16 protein-coding genes are annotated in these 19,955 nt (G+C 63.4%); 8 read left to right on the forward strand and 8 right to left on the reverse strand.

Annotated elements, in window-relative coordinates; translation table 11 throughout:
* The first annotated feature begins 85 nt into the window (after positions 1-85).
* The 6 genes from QNA11_RS07600 (at position 86) to QNA11_RS07625 (ending at position 7,185) form a co-directional block, all read left to right on the forward strand.
* Positions 86-2,488: a TonB-dependent receptor gene (locus QNA11_RS07600; protein ID WP_283482551.1), complete on the forward strand. Its 2,403-nt coding sequence runs from the start codon at positions 86-88 to the stop codon at positions 2,486-2,488.
* 72 nt (positions 2,489-2,560) lie between these two features.
* Positions 2,561-2,962: a lanmodulin LanM gene (gene lanM, locus QNA11_RS07605; RefSeq protein WP_283482552.1), complete on the forward strand. Its 402-nt coding sequence runs from the start codon at positions 2,561-2,563 to the stop codon at positions 2,960-2,962.
* 279 nt (positions 2,963-3,241) lie between these two features.
* A complete protein-coding gene (locus QNA11_RS07610; protein WP_283482553.1) occupies positions 3,242-4,420 on the forward strand; it encodes a lanthanide ABC transporter ABC transporter substrate-binding protein PedA1 in 1,179 nt (392 codons plus the stop codon).
* On the forward strand, positions 4,417-5,508 hold the full coding sequence (locus tag QNA11_RS07615; RefSeq protein WP_283482554.1) for a YVTN family beta-propeller repeat protein: 1,092 nt from the start codon (positions 4,417-4,419) through the stop codon (positions 5,506-5,508). The genes QNA11_RS07610 and QNA11_RS07615 overlap by 4 nt, the downstream gene beginning before the upstream one ends.
* Positions 5,509-5,602: 94 nt before the next feature.
* A complete protein-coding gene (locus QNA11_RS07620; RefSeq protein ID WP_283482555.1) occupies positions 5,603-6,349 on the forward strand; it encodes a lanthanide ABC transporter ATP-binding protein PedB/LutE in 747 nt (248 codons plus the stop codon).
* The gene (locus tag QNA11_RS07625) at positions 6,346-7,185 is read left to right on the forward strand and encodes a lanthanide ABC transporter permease protein PedC (protein WP_283482557.1); all 840 of its coding nucleotides are present in this window, start codon (positions 6,346-6,348) and stop codon (positions 7,183-7,185) included. Before QNA11_RS07620 ends, QNA11_RS07625 begins: the two co-directional genes overlap by 4 nt.
* 20 nt (positions 7,186-7,205) lie before the next feature.
* Here QNA11_RS07625 and QNA11_RS07630 read toward each other — a convergent pair whose 3' ends face one another.
* The 5 genes from QNA11_RS07630 to QNA11_RS07650 form a co-directional block, all read right to left on the reverse strand.
* A complete protein-coding gene (locus tag QNA11_RS07630; protein WP_349362184.1) occupies positions 7,206-8,084 on the reverse strand; it encodes a TadE/TadG family type IV pilus assembly protein in 879 nt (292 codons plus the stop codon).
* 86 nt (positions 8,085-8,170) lie between these two features.
* The gene (locus QNA11_RS07635) at positions 8,171-9,031 is read right to left on the reverse strand and encodes a hypothetical protein (RefSeq protein WP_283482559.1); all 861 of its coding nucleotides are present in this window, start codon (positions 9,029-9,031) and stop codon (positions 8,171-8,173) included.
* A 117-nt stretch (positions 9,032-9,148) separates the two neighbouring features.
* Positions 9,149-9,676, reverse strand: coding sequence for a translation initiation factor IF-3 (gene infC, locus QNA11_RS07640; protein WP_202073633.1), 528 nt, complete (start codon positions 9,674-9,676; stop codon positions 9,149-9,151).
* A 183-nt stretch (positions 9,677-9,859) separates the two neighbouring features.
* Entirely contained in the window at positions 9,860-10,735 is an 876-nt protein-coding gene (locus tag QNA11_RS07645; protein WP_283482560.1) for an alpha/beta fold hydrolase, read from the reverse strand.
* The gene (locus QNA11_RS07650; protein WP_283482561.1) at positions 10,735-11,088 is read right to left on the reverse strand and encodes an FmdB family zinc ribbon protein; all 354 of its coding nucleotides are present in this window, start codon (positions 11,086-11,088) and stop codon (positions 10,735-10,737) included. The genes QNA11_RS07645 and QNA11_RS07650 overlap by 1 nt, the downstream gene beginning before the upstream one ends.
* 230 nt (positions 11,089-11,318) lie before the next feature.
* On the opposite strand from QNA11_RS07650, the gene QNA11_RS07655 reads away from it, so the two are divergent.
* Positions 11,319-13,043: an acyl-CoA dehydrogenase family protein gene (locus QNA11_RS07655; RefSeq protein WP_283482562.1), complete on the forward strand. Its 1,725-nt coding sequence runs from the start codon at positions 11,319-11,321 to the stop codon at positions 13,041-13,043.
* A gap of 187 nt (positions 13,044-13,230) precedes the next feature.
* Here the strand turns inward: QNA11_RS07655 and glpD are convergent, their stop codons facing one another.
* Complete coding sequence (glpD, locus tag QNA11_RS07660; RefSeq protein WP_283484174.1) at positions 13,231-14,691, reverse strand: glycerol-3-phosphate dehydrogenase; 1,461 nt, start codon at positions 14,689-14,691, stop codon at positions 13,231-13,233.
* 245 nt (positions 14,692-14,936) lie between these two features.
* Entirely contained in the window at positions 14,937-16,289 is a 1,353-nt protein-coding gene (locus QNA11_RS07665) for a DEAD/DEAH box helicase (RefSeq protein ID WP_283482563.1), read from the reverse strand.
* Between the two features lie 507 nt (positions 16,290-16,796).
* Between QNA11_RS07665 and QNA11_RS07670 the strand changes: the two genes are divergently transcribed.
* Positions 16,797-17,447, forward strand: a complete 651-nt coding sequence (locus QNA11_RS07670; protein WP_281928450.1) for a Fe2+-dependent dioxygenase — start codon at positions 16,797-16,799, stop codon at positions 17,445-17,447.
* Positions 17,448-17,526: 79 nt separating this feature from the next.
* Here the strand turns inward: QNA11_RS07670 and QNA11_RS07675 are convergent, their stop codons facing one another.
* Positions 17,527-19,266: an OprO/OprP family phosphate-selective porin gene (locus QNA11_RS07675; protein WP_283482564.1), complete on the reverse strand. Its 1,740-nt coding sequence runs from the start codon at positions 19,264-19,266 to the stop codon at positions 17,527-17,529.
* Between the last annotated feature and the right edge of the window lie 689 nt (positions 19,267-19,955).

Consider the following 19,955-nt stretch of genomic DNA (forward strand, 5'->3'; position numbering starts at 1 on the left):
AACTGTCTTGGCGACGGGACGGCGCGGCAGGCTGAGAGATATAAACCCGCCCAATAAAGATGCTCGCAAAAATCGGACTGGGGCCATGGTTTTGGATAGACGGATTTCCTTCATCGCTCTCTCGGTGGCGCTCGCGCCGGGCGGGGCCTTGGCGCAGACCTCCTTGCCGACGATCGAGGTCGGCGGCGCGCCGCTGCGCTCGACCGCGCGTCCTGCGCCCGCGCAAACCGCCCCGAGCCGCCCGGCCGCCGGCCAGTCCACACGCGTCTCTTCCGCCCCGATCTCGGCGACGCCCGCGGCTTCCCCGGTCGTTATCAAATACGCCGTTCCGGCGGCGACCTATACGCTCTCCTCCAAGGAACTGGCGCAGACCCGCCAGTTCGACGTCTCCGGCGCGCTTCAGCGCCAGGCGCCGGGCGTGATCATCAGCGACGTCGCCGGCAATCCCTTCCAGCCGCAGATCGACTTCCGCGGCTTTGTCGCCTCGCCCATCTCCGGCACGCCGCAGGGGCTCGCCGTCTATCAGAACGGCATTCGCGTCAACGAAGCCTGGGGTGACGCGGTCAACTGGGACTTGATCCCGAATATCGCCATCGACCGCCTGACGGTGGTCACCGGCAACCCGCTCTTCGGCCTCAACGCCATCGGCGGCGCCGTCACGGTCGACATGAAGAACGGCTTTACCTATCAGGGCTTCGAACTCGACGCCCGCGCCGGTAGCTGGGCGCGCCGTCAGGCCTCGATGCAATATGGCGTCCAAAAAGGAGCCTTTGCGAGCTACCTCGCCATGGAGGCTGCGGGCGACAACGGCTATCGCCATTTCTCCGGCTCGCACGTCAAGCGGCTTTACGGCGACGTCGGCTATCGCGGCGAGAGCGGCGAAATCCACGCCAATGTCACGGTGGCGCAAAACCGCTTCGGCGCCTCCGGCCCGGCGCCCGTCGAGCTGACGAACATCGATCCGGGCGCAGCCTATACGACGCCGCAAACCTATAAGAACACGCTGGCGATGTACGACATCAACGGCAACATCGCGCCCAACGAGCATTGGAAGCTTTTCGGCGACGTTCACTTCCGCGCCTTCGATCAAGCGCGCGTCGACGGCAACACCACCGAGTTCAATTCCTGCGGCGAAGCAACGCTGTGCAACGGCGAGGGCGAGGACACGCGGCTTCCCGACTATTTCGGCGGCGCCGCATCGCTCGGCGTGATCGACAACACCTGGACTCGCTCACGCACCATCGGCGGCACCGTCCAGGCCACAAACGATGATATTTATTTCGGCTTCCACAATAAGATCACTTTCGGCGTCAGCTATGATCACGGCTGGACGGCCTTTTCGGCGAATGAGACGCTCGGTGTCATTCAACCGAACCTCGTCGTCGGGATCACCGGCCCGGTCGTGGAAGAACCCGGGAGCAGCATTTCGAGCGTTTCGGTGCGCGCCTCGAACGACTATCTCGGCGTCTATGCGCTCGACACGCTCGACATCACCGACAAGCTCTCGGCGACTGCGGGCGCGCGCTTCAATCGCGCCGGCATTTCGCTGTACGATATGCGCGGGACCCAGATCAACGGCTCGGGCGTCTATACGCGCATCAATCCTGTTGCCGGCCTCACCTATAAAATCCTGCCGAATGTCTCGGCCTACGCCAGCTATTCGGAGGCCAATCGCGCGCCGACGCCGCTCGAGCTCGCCTGCGCCGACCCGAACCGTCCCTGTCTCATCGACAATTTCCTTGTCGCCGATCCGCCGCTGAAACAAGTGGTGTCGCATACGATCGAGACGGGCCTGCGCGGCAATGTCGCGCTTCCTGCGATCATTCCGTGGGCGGCGGATTATCTCCCCGGCGAGCTCACCTGGAGCGCGGGGCTCTATCGCACCTATAATTTCAACGACATTCTGAGCGTCCCGACCCAGGTCGGCGGGCGCGGCTATTTCACCAACGCCGGGACGACCTTGCGCCAGGGCGTCGAAGCCTCGCTGCGCTACGCCGACGAAAGGCTCAGCGCCTGGCTCAGCTATACGTTGACCGACGCAACTTTCCAGTCGACGATCCTGCTCGGCGCGCCGAACAATCCGCTGGCGGCGGCCTTCGGCAATGGCAGCGTGATGATCACGCCCGGCGCAAACATGTCCTCGATCCCGCGCCACCGCCTGAAGGCGGGCGCGGATTACGCCGTGACGCCGCAATGGCGAATCGGGGGCGATGTCGTCTATTCGACGGGGGGCTGGCTGCGCGAGGACGAAATCAACGCCTTCGGCACGCTCTCGCCCTATGCGCTGATCAATTTACGCACATCCTGGCAGGCGACGCCGAATCTGCAATTCTACGGGCTCATCGAAAACGTCGCCAATGTGCGGTCGCGCAGCTTCGGAGTCTTCTACGATACGGCGGCGATTTCCTTCCTGCCCTTGTCGAATCCGAAAATGGTTTCGCTCGGACCGCCGCTCGGCCTCTTTGGCGGCGTGAAGATCTCCTTTTGACCGGCGGCGCTGGCGCCCGGGCTCCCGGGCGCCTATTTTAGCGCTGCTTCGGCGCCAACTTTGGAGATCGATATGAAAAAGACGTTTGTGTACGGCGCGCTGGCGCTTGCCGGGCTGCTCGTCGCCCCGGTCGCGCCCGCGCTGGCCAAAAAGGCCCCGCCGGTCGCCTCGCTCGATACGGACAATGACGGCACGGTCGACGTGAACGAGGCGAACAAATCCGCCGAGGCGCTTTTCACCAAGCTCGACAAGGACAATGACGGCACCATCGAGCCCAAGGAGCTTCAGGGCCGCCTCTCCAAAAAGGAATTCAAAGCGGCTGACCCCGACAATGACGGCACGCTGAGCAAGGACGAATATCTCGCGGTCGTCGGCAAGCTCTTCAAGGAAGCCGACGGCGACAATGAAGGGACGCTGGACGACAAGGAATTCGCGTCCAAGCAAGGCAAGGCGCTGCTGCGCGTCGTCCGCTGATCCCGGCTTTCCGGCTGTCATTCCCGACGCTCGCGTAGTGAGCGATCGGGAATCCAGAGCCGAACCAGCGCTTTTGTGGCTCTGGATTCCCGGTCGGGCTTTCAGTCCGCCGGGAATGACATCCCCCAATGCGAGCTGTTCAACCGGAAAAGGTGTCAGGCTTTGCTCCGGATTCCCGGTTGCCTCGCATTCTCCAAGGGTGCGAACTCCAAGGGCGCGAATGATGGACCGCGTTCTTACAACTTGATCCCTCCCGCCGATCCGGCCATGTAGAAGGCCATGAAACGCCTCGCCGCCGCTTTATGCCTCATGCTCGCGACCGCCTCCGCGCGGGCCGAGACGCTCGATGTCAAGGTCGGCGTGTTGCGCGAGCCGCATTCGCGCGAGACCCTCTCCATCCTCGACATTCCCGCCGCCGACGACACGCTCGCCGGCGCGCTGATGGGCGCGGTCGACAACAACACCACCGGCAAATTCACCCATCAAACTTTTGAAGCGATCGACCAGAAGCTCGACGACGGCGCCGATGTCGCGGCGGCGATCGACGCGCTCGTCGACAAGGGCGCGCTTCTCATCATTGCCGATCTCTCGCCCGATCGTCTTCTTGCGGCGAGCGAGCGCGCCAAGACGAAGGGCGCGCTGATCTTCAACGTGTCGGCGCCCGACGATCGGCTTCGCGAGGAAGACTGCCGCGCCAATGTCGTGCATGTCACGCCGACGCGCGCCATGCTGGCCGATGGGCTCGCGCAATATCTCGTCTGGAAACAGTGGCGGAAATGGCTGCTCATCAAGGGCTCGCACGCCAATGACGAATTGCTCGCGCAGGCCTATCGCCGCGCGGCCAAGAAGTTCGGCGCCAAGATCGTCGAAGAGCGCCTCTATGAAGACACCGGCGGCGGGCGGCGCAGCGACTCGGGCTCGGTTCAGACGCAACGGCAAATGCCCGTCCTGACCCAGAATGCGCCCGCCTATGACGCGCTTGTCGCCGTGGATGAGAGCGAGGTTTTCGCGGGCTATCTCCCCTATCGCACATGGGACCCGCGCCCTGTCGCGGGCTCGGCTGGGCTTTACCCCACCAATTGGGACCCCGCCCATGAGCAATGGGGCGCGCAGCAATTGCAGAACCGCTTCATGATGACCTATCGCCGGCTCATGAACGCGCGCGACAACGCCGCCTGGCTCGCCATGCGCATGATCGGCGAAGCGGCGACGCGCACCAATTCCAACGCGCCCGACAGACTGCGCGCGTTTATGCTCGGCAAGGATTTCTCCATCGCCGCCTTCAAGGGCGTACGCCTGACGCTGCGTCCCTGGAACCAGCAATTGCGCCAGCCGATCCTCCTGTCGGACGGCCGCATCACCGTCTCCGTCTCGCCGCAGGAAGGCTTCCTTCATCAGGTGAGCGAACTCGATACGCTGGGGCTCGATCAGCCCGAAACGAAGTGCAGGTTGAAATGAAGAAGGCCCCCTCCCTGCCCCTCCCCCGCTGCGCGGGAGAGGGAACACTCACGCCCAAGAGCCGCTTTTTTTATGGAGACCGCGATCTGCTCCCTCTCCCGCGAAGCGGGGGAGGGCTGGGGAGGGGGCTGCTGCGAGCAGCGCTCTTCTGCGGTGTTCTTCTGCCCGCCCAAACCCACGCCTACACAGCGTTCGTCAGCAATGAAAAAGGCAACTCCATCACCGTCATCGACACGGAGAAGCTGGAAGCGACGGCGACCGTGAAGGTCGGGCGCCGCCCGCGCGGCATCGAGCTGAACAAGGACGGTTCCGAGCTCTTCATCTGCGCCGGCGACGACGACGCCATTCAGGTGCTCGACACCAAAACCTTGAAGCTCACGGGCAAGCTCCCTTCCGGCCCGGACCCGGAGCTGCTCGTGCTCAGCCCCAAGGGCGACACGATCTACGTCTCCAATGAGAACGATAATCTCGTCACGCTCATCGACGTGAAGCGCAAGGAGCAGGTTGGCGATATTCCGGTCGGCGTCGAGCCGGAAGGCATGGCGGTCAGTCCGGACGGCAAGCTCCTAGTCAATACATCAGAGACGACCAATATGGCGCATCTGATCGATACGCAGACCAAGGAGATCGTCGCCAACATCCTCGTCGACAACCGCCCGCGCTTCGCCGAATTCAAGAAGGACGGCTCCGAGCTTTGGGTGTCGTCGGAGGTTGGCGGCACGGTGGCGGTGATCGATCCCAACAAGCGCGAATTGAAGCAGAAGATCAGCTTCGAGATTCCGGGAATGTCGAAGGAGGCGATCCAGCCGATCGGCATTTCGATCACCAAGGACGGCAAGCGCGCCTTTGTCGCTTTGGGCCCCGCGAACCGTGTGGCGGTGATCGACGCCGAGACGAAGAAGATCGAGAAATATCTGCTTGTCGGCCAGCGCGTCTGGCACCTCGCCTTCACGCCGGACGAAAAATATCTGCTGACCGCGAATGGCGTGTCGAACGACGTGTCGGTGATCGACGTGGCGAGCCTCAAAGTGGTGAAGTCTATCCCGGTCGGCTCCTTCCCCTGGGGCGTGGTGGTGTCGCCGCAATGATGGGGCTGGCGCTGCTTGATAATCGCCGATGCGCGCCTGAAGGCGCGCGGTCCGGACCGCGCGCCTTCAGGCGCGCTTGCAACACAGCGCCGCGATGACCGACGCCCTCTCCATCCGTCATCTCTCGCATTCCTACGGCCCCCGCAAGGCGCTCGACGATGTGAGCTTCACTGTCGCGCCCGGCAGCTTCACCGTGCTGCTCGGCCTCAACGGCGCAGGTAAAAGCACGCTCTTCTCCCTCGTCACGCGGCTTTATGCGGCGCGGCAGGGCCAGATCGAGATCTTTGGCGCAGACGTCATGCGCAGCCCTGGCGCGGCGCTGCGGCGGCTCGGCGTCGTGTTTCAGGCGCGCACGCTCGATCTCGAATTGAGCCTGATGCAGAACCTCGTCTATCACGCGGCGCTGCACGGCATCGGCCCTATCGAGGCGCGCCGCCTCGGGCAAGTGGCGTTGACGCGCGCCGGCCTTGCCGAACGCGCCAATGACAAGGCCCGTGCGCTCTCGGGCGGGCAGATGCGCCGCATCGAGATCGCCCGCGCGCTGCTGCACAAGCCCCGCCTTCTGCTTCTCGACGAACCGACCGTCGGCCTCGACATCAAGGCCCGCGCCGATATTCTCGCCCATGTGCGCGGCCTCGTGCGCGACGAGGGGCTCGGCGTCTTATGGACGACCCATCTCATCGACGAGATCGATCACGAGGATCAGGTGGTGATCCTGCACAAGGGCAAGGCGCTGGCGACCGGAACGGCGCGAGAGATCGTTGCGGAAAGTGGCGCGGCGGAGATCGGGGCGGCCTTCGCGAAGATCACAGGCGCCGACGCAGAGAGGATTTCGGCATGAGCTGTCGGGAGCCAATGACGCTCGCCTCCTCTTTCACCCCGCGCCAATATCTCGTCTGTCTTTGGGGCGTCGTCTGGCGCGAGGGGCTGCGCTTCCTGCATCAGCGCGAGCGCTTCATCTCGGCGCTGGTGCGGCCGCTCGTGTGGCTCTTCATCTTCGCGGCGGGCTTCCGGCAGGTGCTCGGCGTCTCCATCATCCCGCCCTACGAAACCTATGTGCTCTATGAGGTCTATATCGCGCCGGGCCTCATGGCGATGATCCAGCTTTTCAACGGCATGCAGTCGTCGCTCTCCATGGTCTACGACCGTGAGATGGGCAATATGCGCACGCTGCTCGTCTCGCCCTTCCCGCGCTGGTTCCTGCTCGGCGCCAAGCTTTTCGCCGGCGTCGCCGTGTCGATCCTGCAGGTCTACGCTTTTCTGCTGATTGCTTATTTCTGGGAGATCGAGCCGCCCACCAAATGGGGCTATCTCACCGTCCTGCCGGCGCTCGCGCTCGGCGGGCTGATGCTCGGCGCTCTTGGCATGCTGCTGTCATCGCTCATCAAGCAGCTCGAGAATTTCGCGGGCGTGATGAACTTCGTTATCTTCCCAATGTTCTTCGCCTCTTCCGCGCTCTACCCGCTCTGGCGCGTGAAGGAGTCGAGCCCCTGGCTCTATTACGCTTGCCAGGCAAATCCGTTTACCCACGCGGTCGAGCTGATCCGCTTCGCCTTTTATCAGCAGGTCGACTGGGTCTCGCTGCTCGTGGTCGCAGGCTATACGAGCGTCTTCCTCATCGGCGCGATCATCGCCTACGATCCCGCGCGGGGCATGCTGATGCGCAGGGGCGGATAGAGCGGCGACGACAATCCGCTCTATTTCGAGAGGCGCGCTACGCTGTTGGACGCCACGCCGAGCGCGCATTTCATCGTGTAAACGAAATCGAGATAGTCGTTGTCGCCACCGTCTTCGACGTTGTACTGGGCGCCGCCGCTATCCTGACAATTGCCGGTTTTACGGAAGGAGGCCGAGTTGACGTCGCTATAGAACTCGACCGGATTGATCAGCCCACCTTGATAACTCAGGTCCTGGTAAGCGACCATTCCGACGCCATAGGTCGAATATTTCGGGACCGAAAAAGTGACTGTCCAAGCCCCGACCGGCGGGTTGGTTCCGGAGCCGGAGACGCCGTAACGGTAGGAAAGAACCGTTTGCTTTGAGGTGACGGCCCCGGAGGCGTTTTTCGTCCAGAGGAACATGTCCTTCGCGAAAGCGCCCTTGGCGCTGACCGCGTTGAAAGTCGCGGTGACGATCTGCGTCGGAAGCGTCGCCTCGGAATGCGCGCCCACGTTGATCGAGTTCATCCCGATGATCTTCAGAAAAGCCGTCTGAACAGCAAAGGTCGCGTCAGACGCGTAGATAACGGCGCCATTTGCAGCCGTGCTAACGGCAAGCGTCGCATTGATGGCGCTGATCCCGACAGGCATATTGGCGTTCAAATATCGGTTGAGGAGCGCAGAATCTGCGACGCCTTTAGCCGCAGCCGCCAAAACGCCTTTATCGAGCGCTTCCTGCAATCGCGACTTCTTCGTTACTGCCGCAGAATAGTCGACGGCGCCGCCCACCAGGAGCGCCACGGGTAAAAGCGCTAGGCCGAAGAGAATGGCGACGGTGCCGCGCTGACAGGCTGCGAAGGCGGAACGCCTGCTCGTTGAGGCGTAAAGCTGTAATAGGCGCAATTTCCAGGCCCCCAAACCATGTCGTCATCGACAGGATCAGGGAAAGACCTTAGCGGCAGCTTAAGCGCAGCCTCTGTAAACGCTTGTTTCGACCAGCTAATTTATTTTTTGCCCTTGGCCTTCGCCGCCGCCTCTTCCGCCGCCGCGGCCTCGGCGTAGCCTTCCGGCAGCTTCACGCCGCTCGCGAGCTGGGCGCCGAGCGCAATGGCGCGCGCCTCCGTCAACCGCAGGGCGCAATAGCCGAAGTCGGATTCCTTGGCGTAGGAGCGGCAAACCTCCTCCCGCCAGGAGGAAAAGCCCGCCTGCTCCTTCACGACGAAACTGCGGACCAGCTTTTCTTTCTTGTTGCGCTCGTAAAGTTCGCGGAAATCGGCGCGGACGTCTTTTTCGACCTTGGCGCGGGCGCCGAGCATGTCCTCGGCCTTCTTGGGGTCGAACTCCGTCTCCGCCATGCCCCAAAGCCCGCTCGGATCGGCGCGGCAATCCGCTTCCTTGATCTCGCAGGCCTTGCCGTCATTGGTGACGAGAATGGCCCCGTCCAGCACATCGAGGGTGAACGGACAGGCCGGGAGCGACAGAAGCTGATAGCGGCGCAGCCCGGATCCGCTGTCGCGGCGCGTGAGTTTCAAAGGCATGCCGGCAATCTCGACGCGGCATTCCTCGCCCGAGCGCGACAGGCGATCGCCCGAAAGCGTCAGCTTCGCGACTTCCAGATCCGGTCCAATCCGAGAGAATTCTATGGCCCCGCCTGCGCCGTCGAGCTGCAGCGTCTTGCCGACGATTGTCTCCTCGGAAGGGGCCTTGGGCATGACGACAGGCCCCCGCGCCTGCCCCATTTCGCCGCTGCTGAGCTTTTTCTTGGACTTTCCGCCGGGAGACGTCACCGTTCCTTCCGGAGTCGGCGCCACGGCGCCGGGAAGCGCAAGCTGGGCGCCAGCAGGCGTTAGCGCAGCGCCCGACATCAGCGCGCTGGACACAAGCCCAGCGGCCGCCCGAGAAAGAAATGTCCTGGACGGCGCAATCGACATCGGCCTGCCAACCCCTCCCCCTGCCCGCCGGGTCGCCGGCAGGCGCAGCGCCTATTTCGGCGCCAGAACCATCACCATCTGCCGCCCTTCCATCGAGGGCTCCAGCTCGACCTTGGCGATCTGAGCGGTCTCGGCCTTCACGCGCGTCAGCAATCGGTAGCCGATGTCCTGATGCGCAATCTCGCGCCCACGGAAGCGAAGGGTCACCTTGACCTTGTCGCCTTCCTCGAAGAAGCGCTGAACCGCCTTCATCTTGACGTCATAGTCATGCTCGTCGATGCCGGGGCGAAGCTTGATTTCCTTGACCTCGACCACCTTCTGCTTCTTGCGGGCCTCGGCGGCCTTCTTCTGCTCGGCGAAGCGGAAACGGCCGTAATCGAGGATCTTGCAGACCGGCGGCGTCGAGTTCGGCGCGATCTCGACGAGATCGAGCCCGGCCTGCTCGGCCATGCCTAGCGCGTCCAGCAATTGGACGACGCCGTGATTCTTTCCTTCGGAATCGATCAACTGCACTTCACGGGCGCGAATTTCTCGGTTGGTGCGCGGGCCTTCTTTTTGCGGCGCCGCGGTGCTCTTCATTGGCCTGCGAATGGATCTTTACTCCTTTGAGGGCCGACAACCTCGGCCGTGATCGAAAACTGCGCTGAGCGCGCGGATAGATGATTTTCGGACGTATGTCCGGAGCGGGGGAGATTCTCACGACTGCGCGGCAAGTCAACAGGCGAAATGGCCATTTAGAGATTATTCACGCGGAAATGCGCGTTAAAGGAAATCATCTATGAGCGTGGCGAGCTTTTCGGGCGCGTCTTCGGGCGAGAAATGGCTCACGCCCGGCAGGCGCTCGATGCGAAGGTTGGCGACGTAACGCTCCGTGCCCTCGAGACAGTCCCGGTCCAAAGCGACGTCGCGGAGGCCCCAGACGATCAGCGTCGGCGCCTCGACGCGCGCGTCAAGCGCGTCGCGCGCCGCGATCACGTCCCACAGGGCGCGGCGATACCAGTTGAGCATGGCCGTCATTGCGCCGGGCGAAGCGGCGTTGTCGCGGTAAATGTCCTTGGCGTCGTCGCAGATCGCGCCCGGGCGCGGCGCCGCATTGCGGATCAGCGCCGCCGTCAGATAGCCGCGCCCGACCGACAGCAGCCAATCGGGCAGCGCCGGAATCTGGAACAAGGCGATATAGAAGGATTTCCACCTTTGCCGCGGGCTCCGCCAAAAGGTCTGCCAGAAGCAGAGCGGGTGCGGAATATTGATGAAGACGAGCCGCTCGAGCGGCCGAAGGCGGCGAATAGCCGCCACCCAGGCGACGAGGCCGCCCCAATCGTGGGAAATCAGCGTGACCGACTTGGCGCCGGAAGCGTCGATAAGGCCCGCGACGTCCCCGGTGAGCGCCGACAGCGAATAATGCTTCCTGCCCTTCGGCCGGCTCGTCGCGCCATAGCCGCGCTGATTGACGGCCCAGACGCGATAGCCCTTAGCGACAAGCGGCGCGACCAGATGGCGCCACATGACGGCGGTTTCGGGGAAGCCATGCAGCAGCAGCGCAAGCCGCTCCCCCTCCCCCGCCTCGAAGACCTCGAAGGTCAGCCCGTTGGCCGGGACGAAAATGCGCCGCGCGCCGAGAAGGGCCTCGGCGTCCATCAACCGGCGAGCGCGGGGCAGCTCGGACAGGGCGCGCCGCCGGACATGGCGCCGCAGCTCGGGCCTGTGTCCATATCGCCGCCCGCCGCGGGCTTGGCGATCAGCGACAATTGGCGCTCGACATGCGCGCCGCCGCAAGCGGGGCACTCGGGGATCTCCTCGAAACGCGCGAGCGTCTCGAATTCATGGGCGCAATCCTGGCAGCGAAAGGCGTAGAGGGGCATGGGGTCTCGTGGGTTGGAAAGGTTCGCCGCATAATAGGCGTTGGCGGCGCGGCGGAAAAGCGGGCTAAAAAGCGCGGGCTCGAGAGGGTGGCGCGCGAAGCGACTGGTCGGCTCCGTACATCGCGTCATGGCCGGGCTTGTCCCGGCCATCCACGCCAAGGGATACGGCCCATGCCGGGCGCACTGTCCCACACGCTGGGTTTATGTCAGTAAACATATCGTCCCGCAGGCTCTGGCGTCTGCACGGCGTGGATGGCCGGGACAAGCCCGGCCATGACGGTATGGGGCTCCCGTCTCGACCACGCGCGACGCCGAACCCTAAATGCACCTTAACGATTCGCATCCCCAAGGCAAAAGCAATGACCTATCGCGCGCCGCTTTCGGACATTCTCTTTTCACTCCGCCTCGCCGCGGGAGCGGACCTCGAGGACCTCTACGCCGACATTGCCGACGGCGTGGCCGAGCAGACGCTGAACGAGGCGGCGAAATTCGCCGAAGGGCAGCTTCTGCCGCTCGACAGGATCGGCGACCGCGCCGGCGTCAAATTTGCCGATGGCGCCGTGACCACCGCCCCCGGCTGGCGCCAGGCCTATGCCGGTTGGCGGGCCGGCGGCTGGAACGCCATCGCGGCGAGCCCCGATCACGGCGGGCTCGGCCTTCCGGCGCTGCTCAATGCAGCCTGCACGGAAATCTGGAACGCGGCGAATATCTCCTTCGCCCTGTGCCCGCTCCTCTCCCATGGCGCGATCGAGGCGCTCGAGGCGCATGCGAGCGCGGCGCTGAAGGAGACCTATCTCGCCAGGATCGTCAGCGGCGAATGGACCGGGACGATGAATCTCACCGAACCGCAGGCGGGCTCGGACCTCGCGCTTCTGCGCACCCGCGCCGAGCGCAACGCCGACGGCTCCTACCGCCTCAGCGGCCAGAAGATATTCATCACTTATGGCGAGCACGATCTCGCCGACAACATCGTGCATCTGGTGCTGGCGCGGCTCCCCGATGCGCCGCCCGGAACGAAGGGTATCTCGCTTTTCCTCGCGCCAAAATTCCTGCCCGATGAAAAGGGCGCCTTCACCCGCCGCAACACGCTGCATTGCGCCGGCGTCGAACACAAGCTCGGCATCCATGCCTCGCCGACCTGCACCATGGTTTATGAGGACGCCGTCGGCTTTCTGATCGGCGAAGAAAACAATGGCCTTGCCTGCATGTTCACCATGATGAACAACGCCCGGCTTTCGGTCGGCCTGCAGGGCGTGGCGCTCGCCGAACGCGCCACGCAGGCGGCGCTGGCTTACGCCAAAGAACGCAAGCAGGGCCGCGCGCCGGGGGCGCCGGAGACAAGCGCGATCATCGAGCACCCGGATGTCGCCCGCATGCTCCTCACCATGGCGAGCCTGACGGCGGCTGCGCGTCTGATCTCTTTCGAGACGGCCGCATCTCTCGACCGCGCGCATCGCGACGAGGACCCCGCCCGCGCAAAGGCGGCGGAAGAGCGCGCGAGCCTGCTGACGCCTATGGCCAAGGCCTTCTCCACCGACATTGGCAATGAGGTGACGTCGCTCGCTGTGCAGGTGCATGGCGGCATGGGCTATATCGAAGAGACGGGCGTCGCCCAGCTTATGCGCGACGCGCGCATCTGCGCGATCTATGAAGGAACGAATGGCATTCAGGCGATCGACCTCGTGGGGCGCAAATTGCCGATGTCGGGCGGCGCGGCGCTGACCCGCGAGATCGACGACATGCGCGCCATCGCAAGAGAAAGCACTGTCGCCGCGGTCGGCGCGGCGGTGGAAGCGTTCGCACAAGCCAGCCACTATCTGTTGCGCGCGGCAAAGCAAGCGCCAGCCGAGGCTCTTGCAGGCGCGACGCCTTATCTGCGCCTGTTCGCGCTGGCGCGCGGCGCGACGCTTCTCGAAAAAGCCGCCAAAGCCGCGCGTCGCGAAAATGACCACAACGCTGCGCGCTATGAAGCGCTCGCGCATTTCTTCGCCAAGAACATTGCGGTTGCGGCGCCAAGCTTGGCGCAAACAGTAATAGAAGGCGCGCGCTCAGTGACAGAAGGAAAGGCCGCGTTTGGGGGGTGAATGCGCTGGGGCGCGAGCGAATCCCTCCCCTTTACGGGGAGGGTGGCCCCGCGTAAGCGGGGTCGGGTGGGGTAAAGCCCCACCACGGTTTGTTGCGGCGCGAGCCCCACCCGGCGGCCTTTGGCCGCCGACCTCCCCGTAAAGGGGAGGTATTGGCGGCTCACAACGCTGGATCGCCGGGAAGCACCTAAGCGCCCATATATTCCCTTAAGGCCAGTTGCTGCGCCGTGCTCATATGCAGCCCGAGCTTCGATCGACGCCACAAAATATCGTCGGCTTTGCGGGCCCACTCGTTCTCCATCAAATAACGCACTTCTGCCTCGGTGAGCCCACAACCGAAGTCACCGCCTAAATCCGCCATCGCATGCGCATGCTTCACAATGCGCTCGGCGCGCGTCCCATAGGCGCGCGCGAGCCGCCGCGCCAATGCGTCGCCGAGAAAAGGCTTCTCGCTCTTCAACCGCGCCAGAAGGGCGTCGAACTCCATATCGCCCCCGGGGAACGTCGCTCCCGCGGTCCATGCCTCGCCATGCGCCGGCAGAAAGCGGCGCAACTCGGCCAGCGCATGTTCCGCGAGGCGACGGGCCGTGGTGATCTTGCCGCCGAAGATCGACAAAACCGGCGCGCCATCTTCCGGCGCGTCGAGATCAAAAGCATAGTCGCGCGTCACCACCGAAGCGTTGAGAGACCCATCGTCGTAAAGGGGCCGCAGCCCCGAATAGCTCCACACGACGTCTGCGCGCGTGACAGGCTTGCGCAGAAAGTGGTTGATGGCGTCGAGGAGGTAGTCTGTCTCCGCGTCGCTGATTGCAACCTCCCCCGGCGCGCCTTCATAAGCGACGTCGGTTGTGCCGATCAGCGTGAACTCATGCTCGAATGGGATGGCGAAGACGATGCGGCCGTCCGGGTTTTGCAAAATGTAAGCGTGGTCGCCCGCGTAGAGCCTGCGCGTAACAAGATGCGAGCCCTTCACCAGCCGCACATGCTTTCGCGAATGCATATGCAGCGCGCCTTCGATGACATGCGACACCCATGGTCCCGCCGCATTCACCAGGGCGCGCGCCTCGATCTCCACGCCGCCTTCGAGTTTTGCGATCCAATGCGCGCCCTTGCGTTTCGCCTGCACGAGCCGCGCGCCAACGCTGACCATCGCGCCGCGCTCCTTGGCGTCGAGCGCGTTGAGCGCAACGAGACGCGAATCCTCCACCCAGCAATCGGCGTAAGTGAAGCCGACGTTATAGGTCTCGCGCAACGGGGCGCCGAGCGCGTTGTCCCCTAGCGCGACCAGATGCGAGCCTTCGAGGCGTTTGCGGCGCGCAAGATGGTCGTAGAGAAAGAGGCCGAGCCGCAGCATCCACAAAGGACGCAGGCCCTTTTCATGGGGGAGCACGAATTTCAACGGCCAGATGATATGCGGCGCGGCGGCGAGCAGGCGCTCGCGCTCCTCCAGCGCTTCATGCACGAGGCGAAACTCATAGAGTTCGAGATAGCGCAGACCGCCATGGATCAGCTTTGTCGAGGCGGAGGACGTGCCGCTCGCAAGATCGTTCTGCTCGACGAGGCGCACCGAAAGCCCCCGCCCCGCCGCGTCGCGCGCAATGGCGCAGCCGTTGATCCCGCCGCCGATAATAAGAAGGTCATAGAGCATGCGCGCCGCTCTCGGTTGGCTCATGCTCAATCTAAGGCGCGTGCGGGCGAGCGCAAGGAAAGACCGCAACACCATCCACCGTCATTGCGAGCGCAGCGAAGCAATCCAGGGCCACATCACGGCCCTGGATTGCTTCGTCGCTTCGCTCCTCGCAATGACGTCGTGGCGACGCCCGCCTTTATATATCCGCTGAAAAAAGACAAAGCCGGCGACTGCCGGCTTTGCGAAAGCGATGGTCTTTCTTATCAGGCCTGCGGCGCGCGCGACTGCGAGCGATTGCCGCCGCCGCCATGCGCCCGCCGCTTCTGGCCATTGGCTGGCCGCGCCGGACGCTGCGCGTTCTGGCGTTCGCCCCCCGGCCGGCGCGCTTCGGCGTGCTGGCCTTCACGGCGCGGATGCTTATGCGCATTCCGCCCGGCGCCATTGCTCGGTTGGGCGCGGCGAGGTTGGGCGTCGTCGCGGCGCTGGTCCTCGCTGCGGCGGTCGGTGAAGGGCAGCGACTGGCGCGTCAATTTCTCAATCTGCCGCAGCAACGGACGCTCGCCGTTGTCGCACAAGGAAATCGCCCGACCAGAGGCGCCGCCGCGGGCCGTGCGGCCGATGCGGTGAACATAAGCCTCCGGCACTTCCGGCAGCTCGAAATTAACCACATGCGTCACGCCATCGACGTCGATGCCCCGCGCCGCAATATCCGTCGCGACCAGAACGCGGGTGCGTCCCTTGCGGAACGAATCGAGCGCGCGGATGCGCTGGTTCTGGCTCTTGTTGCCATGGATCGCCTCGGCGCCGACGCCCGCCGCCTCGAGATGCTGCGCCACGCGATCGGCGCCGCGCTTGGTGCGGGTGAAGACGATGGCGCGGGAGATGTCCGTGTCTTTCATCAGCTCGAGCAGCACGTCGCGCTTGGCGCCGCCGTCGACGAGAAACACATGCTGCTCGACGCGTTCGGCGGTGGTGGCGACTGGCGTCACCGACACCTGCGCGGGGTTGTTCAGCATATCCTGCGCAAGGCCGGCGATCTCCTTCGGCATGGTGGCCGAGAAGAGCAAAGTCTGGCGGTTCTTGGAGAGCTTCGAAACGATCTGGCGGATCGGAACGACGAAGCCGAGATCGAGCATATGGTCGGCCTCGTCGAGGACGAGCACCTCGGTCGTCGCCGGCTTGAAGCGCCCCGACGCAATATGGTCGAGAAGCCGGCCGGGCGTCGCGACGAGCACGTCGAGGCCGCGCGACAGCATCTCGATCTGCGGACGATGCGATACGCCGCCGACGATCACGCCGACGCTCGGCCGCATGAATTGCCCATAGGCGCGGAAACTATCGGCGATCTGGGCCGCGAGCTCGCGCGTCGGCGCAAGCACCAGCGCGCGGGCCGTAAAGGGCGTGGGACGACGCCGGTCGGCGGCGAAGCGCTCCAATATCGGTAAAGCGAAGGCCGCGGTCTTGCCGGTGCCGGTCTGGGCGATGCCGAGAAGGTCGCGCCCCTGAAGCAGATAGGGAATGGACTGGGCCTGGATGGACGTCGGGGTCTCGTAGCCTTCGCGGTTCAAGGCGCGAAGAAGAATCTCGGAAAGACCGAGATCGGCAAATTGGGTCACTGAGCGTCTTTCATAAGGGATTCGCAGCCGCGGCCGGAAAGCGGGCGCGGCGGTTTCGATCCGGAAAAAAGGGAGACTTGCCCCGCGTATCGGGCCGTCAATTGATGCGTGGGGAGGCTCGACAGCGGGCCCGACGCAACTGAAAGTGACGTCGGCTATACGCGGCTGGAGCGCCTCATGCTGCGGCGCAGCTTTCAGTCTCGTATAAGAAGAAGCGCCGCGGGTCAATGGGGCCGTCTGACGCAGAGCAGCAATGCTTCAGAAACAGAGTCCAAGGCGCCCCGGGTATAATTGCGTCGCGTCGGCCGGTCTCCATCCGCGGCCGACCCCCAGCGCCCGGCACGGCTCCGCCAGTTTGTGCCGGGCGCTCCCTTTCGATCATGCCTCCGCCATTCAGAAAGCCTGCGTCATCGCCTCCTCTCGGCGCGGTCGTCGTTGCCGGCCCTGCGTCGAGCGACCTGGAAGAAGTGCGATTGAATTCGCTCGATCCACGGAAAGGATTTTCCCGTGCTGCTCATCGACAATTTCTTGGATCGGGACAGCGCCGAACGTCTGCGTAGGAAGATCGTCGATACGCCCTTCAACGCCGGCTCGTCGACGGCCACCGGCCTTGCGGCGCGCGTCAAAAACAATCTCCAAATGGACCGCGAGAAAGGTAGCAGGATTCTCGACGACATCGCTTCGAGGTTGATGACCCACGAAGAGGTAGAGCTTTACGCCATCCCCAAACGCATCGCCGCGATGAGCGTCAACCGCTACGACGTCGGGATGGAATACGGCAACCACACCGACGCGCCGATCATGAACAACTACAGGTGCGATCTCTCGTTCACCTTGTTTCTCGAAGATCACGCCAATTACGACGGCGGCGAATTGGTGCTAGAGCAAGAGCACGGTCTCTTGAAAGTCAAGCCCGCGATCGGCAGCCTGTTCCTCTATTCGACCGGGTTGATTCACCGCGTGACGCCAGTCACTCGGGGCAGCCGCCTCGCATGCGTCGGCTGGATCGAAAGCCGTGTGCGGGACGAACAGCGGCGCACGGTTCTCCGCGAGCTCAATGTCGTTCACCGCTCTTACGTCGCGCGACATGGACGTGACGAATTGGTCGACCTGCTGCTGAAGAACGCGGCAAGTCTCATGCGCATGTGGTGCGAATAGCGCAGAGCCACGGCGTCTTTTCCGCGCCCTGAAAAAACCGCCCCGCGCGAGGCGCGGGACGGTCTTCTTGCGCGAACTCTTACCAGTAGACCTGCGCGCGCGCCTCGAAGAGGTCGGGATGCGCGCCATTGTAGTAGAAGCCCTGACGGCCCGGCATCGGGGCGCCGACGATGTTGTAATCGTTGAGCGGCGCCGAGACGTGGAGAACATGCGTCCAGTTGAACTGGAGATGCACGCCCTTGTCCGGATACCAGTTGAAGCCCGTCGTGACGTTCTCCTGACGGCCGCCATAAACGCCGGAGTTGACAATTGCGGCGGTCGTGGCCGGGCTCGGCTGCACATAAGTCGTGTAGGCGAGCATATTCGCGAGGCCCGAACCGGAGTAAGGCCCGCTGTTCAGATTGACCGAGCTGTAGCGACCGGCCAGGCTGAACGCGCCAAAGCCGCCCGCGCTCAAGGGGTTCTTGATTTTCGGCTCGAAGAAATTCGCGCCCGACTTATCGGAGGTGCTGTAGGCTTGGGCGCGCTCTTCGCCCGTCACCCAATACTGGCCGTAGATATAGTAGCCGCCAAAGTGAGAGCTCGACCCGCCCGGAGCGAACACGCCCGAGGCGCGAGCTTGCAGGATTTTGTTGTTGTCGCGCGTATAATCCGTTGCGATATATTCGGCCTGCATGTCGAACGGCCCATAGGCGCCCGCGAGCTCGAAGCCGTAGCTCGTGACATGCTTGGTGCAGTGCCCGGCCACCGCGCTAAATGGGATGCCCCCGAACAAGCCGCCGTTGGCGTAGGAGCCACAGGACATATCCGGCGTGCCCAGAAGGCCCTGGCCGAGCACGGTCGCCTCCGAGCGCAGGCGATTGCCGAGACGCAGAACTCGATCGTCGTTGGCGCCGGTGGCGTCGTTCGGGCTGTGGTAGCGGCCCGACACGCCAAAGTGCAGCAGATTGTGCTCGTCCTTGATCGGCGCATAGGTGAAGCGGCCGGCGACGTCGACATATTGGGCTCCGCCCGTGGAGACCCAGCCAGCGGCTTTCGGGATGCCCCATCTCGACGGCGTGTTCTGGCCCGGCGTGTAGGAGGCGTCTTCCATCGATGTGGAGAAGACGCCAATACGGCCGGTCCAATTGTCGCCGTAACCGCCCACAGAAATGCCGAGGTGACGGTTCGGGGCGATGCCTTCCACCGCCATCGCGCGCTCGATGAACGTGCGGAACTTAGAAGAAGACGTCGACTCGAGGCTGAACGGTTCGAAGTGATTGCCGACCATCACGAAGAGCGGGTCCTTCGCGAAAGGAACCGACAGGGCCGGATGCTGGATGCCGAAATACACATCGCGCATGCCGCCGAGCACTTGATTGTTGCCGGTGACCTGACCGGTGCCGGAGAAGTCGTACTGCAGTTTGTAGAACCAGACTTGGGCGGCCTTGCCTTCGACCTCGAGACGGATCTGGCGAACGCCGACCTGGTTCGAGAAGCCGTTCAACGGCTGGGAGATGCCGCCGCCGTCCACCATGATGCGGCCGCCAACCTTGAAACTGTAAGCCTTGTCTTCGGTCTCGACGAAGAGACCGTTCTTGAAGCTTACGAACACCGGCGGCGGCGCGTGGACGTCGCCTTTGTGCGAAAGGTTGGCGACGTTGGATTTGGCGGCGGCCGCGGCCTTGGCCTCCTTCGCTTCCTTGCGCAGCTTGGCCATCTCCGCCTCCAGAGCTTTCATGCGCTTTTCGATCGACCCCGGGTCGGCGGCCCCGAAGGCTCCCGACGAGGATAGAAGCGCGCCGAGCGCTGCGCCGCAAACTGCATATTTCTTGATCATGTCCGAATTTCTCCAGCCCGCACTCCGATTGTGCCTATTTTTTAGGCTGAGGCATAGTCGATACATCCTGTGACATATCCGTGACATTCTAAGTATTAGCTGCGCTATAGATAGTTATTCACCAATATCGTTGCCATTTTGCAACACAGTTCGGACACATTTCTGAATATTTCTACATGGTGTCAACCAATAATATTACGACATACTTCCAGTGAATCTGAAACACTCCAGTCATCACCTCGAAACATTACTGTATTTGAGAAACATATAATCGCTGATTGGCAATGCAAGAAATCTATTGGACATATGGCAGAAATATCGGCATCCCATTCTCAACCTCGCGCTATGCGCAGCGGATCCCATTCTCAACCTCGCGCTATGCGCAGCGGATGGGTCGCGGCGAAAGGAGCCGACGGCCTGATCCGCCCGCCTTGGGTCGAGCCCGCTGTCCAAAGGCGCGAAGAACGGGTAAAAAGCCTATCGCCGTAGGGGCGTGGTGGTGGACTTGGCTGAACGGGGCTGAAACAATCCTCGTCGATCAGCCTCTCGCAAGAAACCAGAGCTTGCGAGCGCTCCCGATAGCGAGAGATCGGGACCGAAGACGCTGTTGTCGAGATTCAGAGGGGGGCGCCTGGCGCGCAAACAGCCGCTTCAATCGTTCAAAATTTGCGGCGGAAAAGAATCGCGCC

The organism is Methylocystis sp. JR02, from assembly GCF_030063565.1.
Taxonomy (GTDB): Bacteria; Pseudomonadota; Alphaproteobacteria; order Rhizobiales; family Beijerinckiaceae; genus Methylocystis; species Methylocystis iwaonis.

Coding starts and splice junctions, on each gene's coding strand:
- QNA11_RS07600 (WP_283482551.1), top strand. CDS start 86: ATGGTTTTGGATAGACGGATTTCCTTCATCGCTCTCTCGGTGGCGCTC.
- lanM (WP_283482552.1), top strand. CDS start 2,561: ATGAAAAAGACGTTTGTGTACGGCGCGCTGGCGCTTGCCGGGCTGCTC.
- QNA11_RS07610 (WP_283482553.1), top strand. CDS start 3,242: ATGAAACGCCTCGCCGCCGCTTTATGCCTCATGCTCGCGACCGCCTCC.
- QNA11_RS07615 (WP_283482554.1), top strand. CDS start 4,417: ATGAAGAAGGCCCCCTCCCTGCCCCTCCCCCGCTGCGCGGGAGAGGGA.
- QNA11_RS07620 (WP_283482555.1), top strand. CDS start 5,603: ATGACCGACGCCCTCTCCATCCGTCATCTCTCGCATTCCTACGGCCCC.
- QNA11_RS07625 (WP_283482557.1), top strand. CDS start 6,346: ATGAGCTGTCGGGAGCCAATGACGCTCGCCTCCTCTTTCACCCCGCGC.
- QNA11_RS07635 (WP_283482559.1), bottom strand. CDS start 9,031: ATGTCGGGCGCTGCGCTAACGCCTGCTGGCGCCCAGCTTGCGCTTCCC.
- infC (WP_202073633.1), bottom strand. CDS start 9,676: ATGAAGAGCACCGCGGCGCCGCAAAAAGAAGGCCCGCGCACCAACCGA.
- QNA11_RS07645 (WP_283482560.1), bottom strand. CDS start 10,735: ATGGACGCCGAGGCCCTTCTCGGCGCGCGGCGCATTTTCGTCCCGGCC.
- QNA11_RS07650 (WP_283482561.1), bottom strand. CDS start 11,088: ATGACGCGATGTACGGAGCCGACCAGTCGCTTCGCGCGCCACCCTCTC.
- QNA11_RS07655 (WP_283482562.1), top strand. CDS start 11,319: ATGACCTATCGCGCGCCGCTTTCGGACATTCTCTTTTCACTCCGCCTC.
- glpD (WP_283484174.1), bottom strand. CDS start 14,691: ATGCTCTATGACCTTCTTATTATCGGCGGCGGGATCAACGGCTGCGCC.
- QNA11_RS07675 (WP_283482564.1), bottom strand. CDS start 19,266: ATGATCAAGAAATATGCAGTTTGCGGCGCAGCGCTCGGCGCGCTTCTA.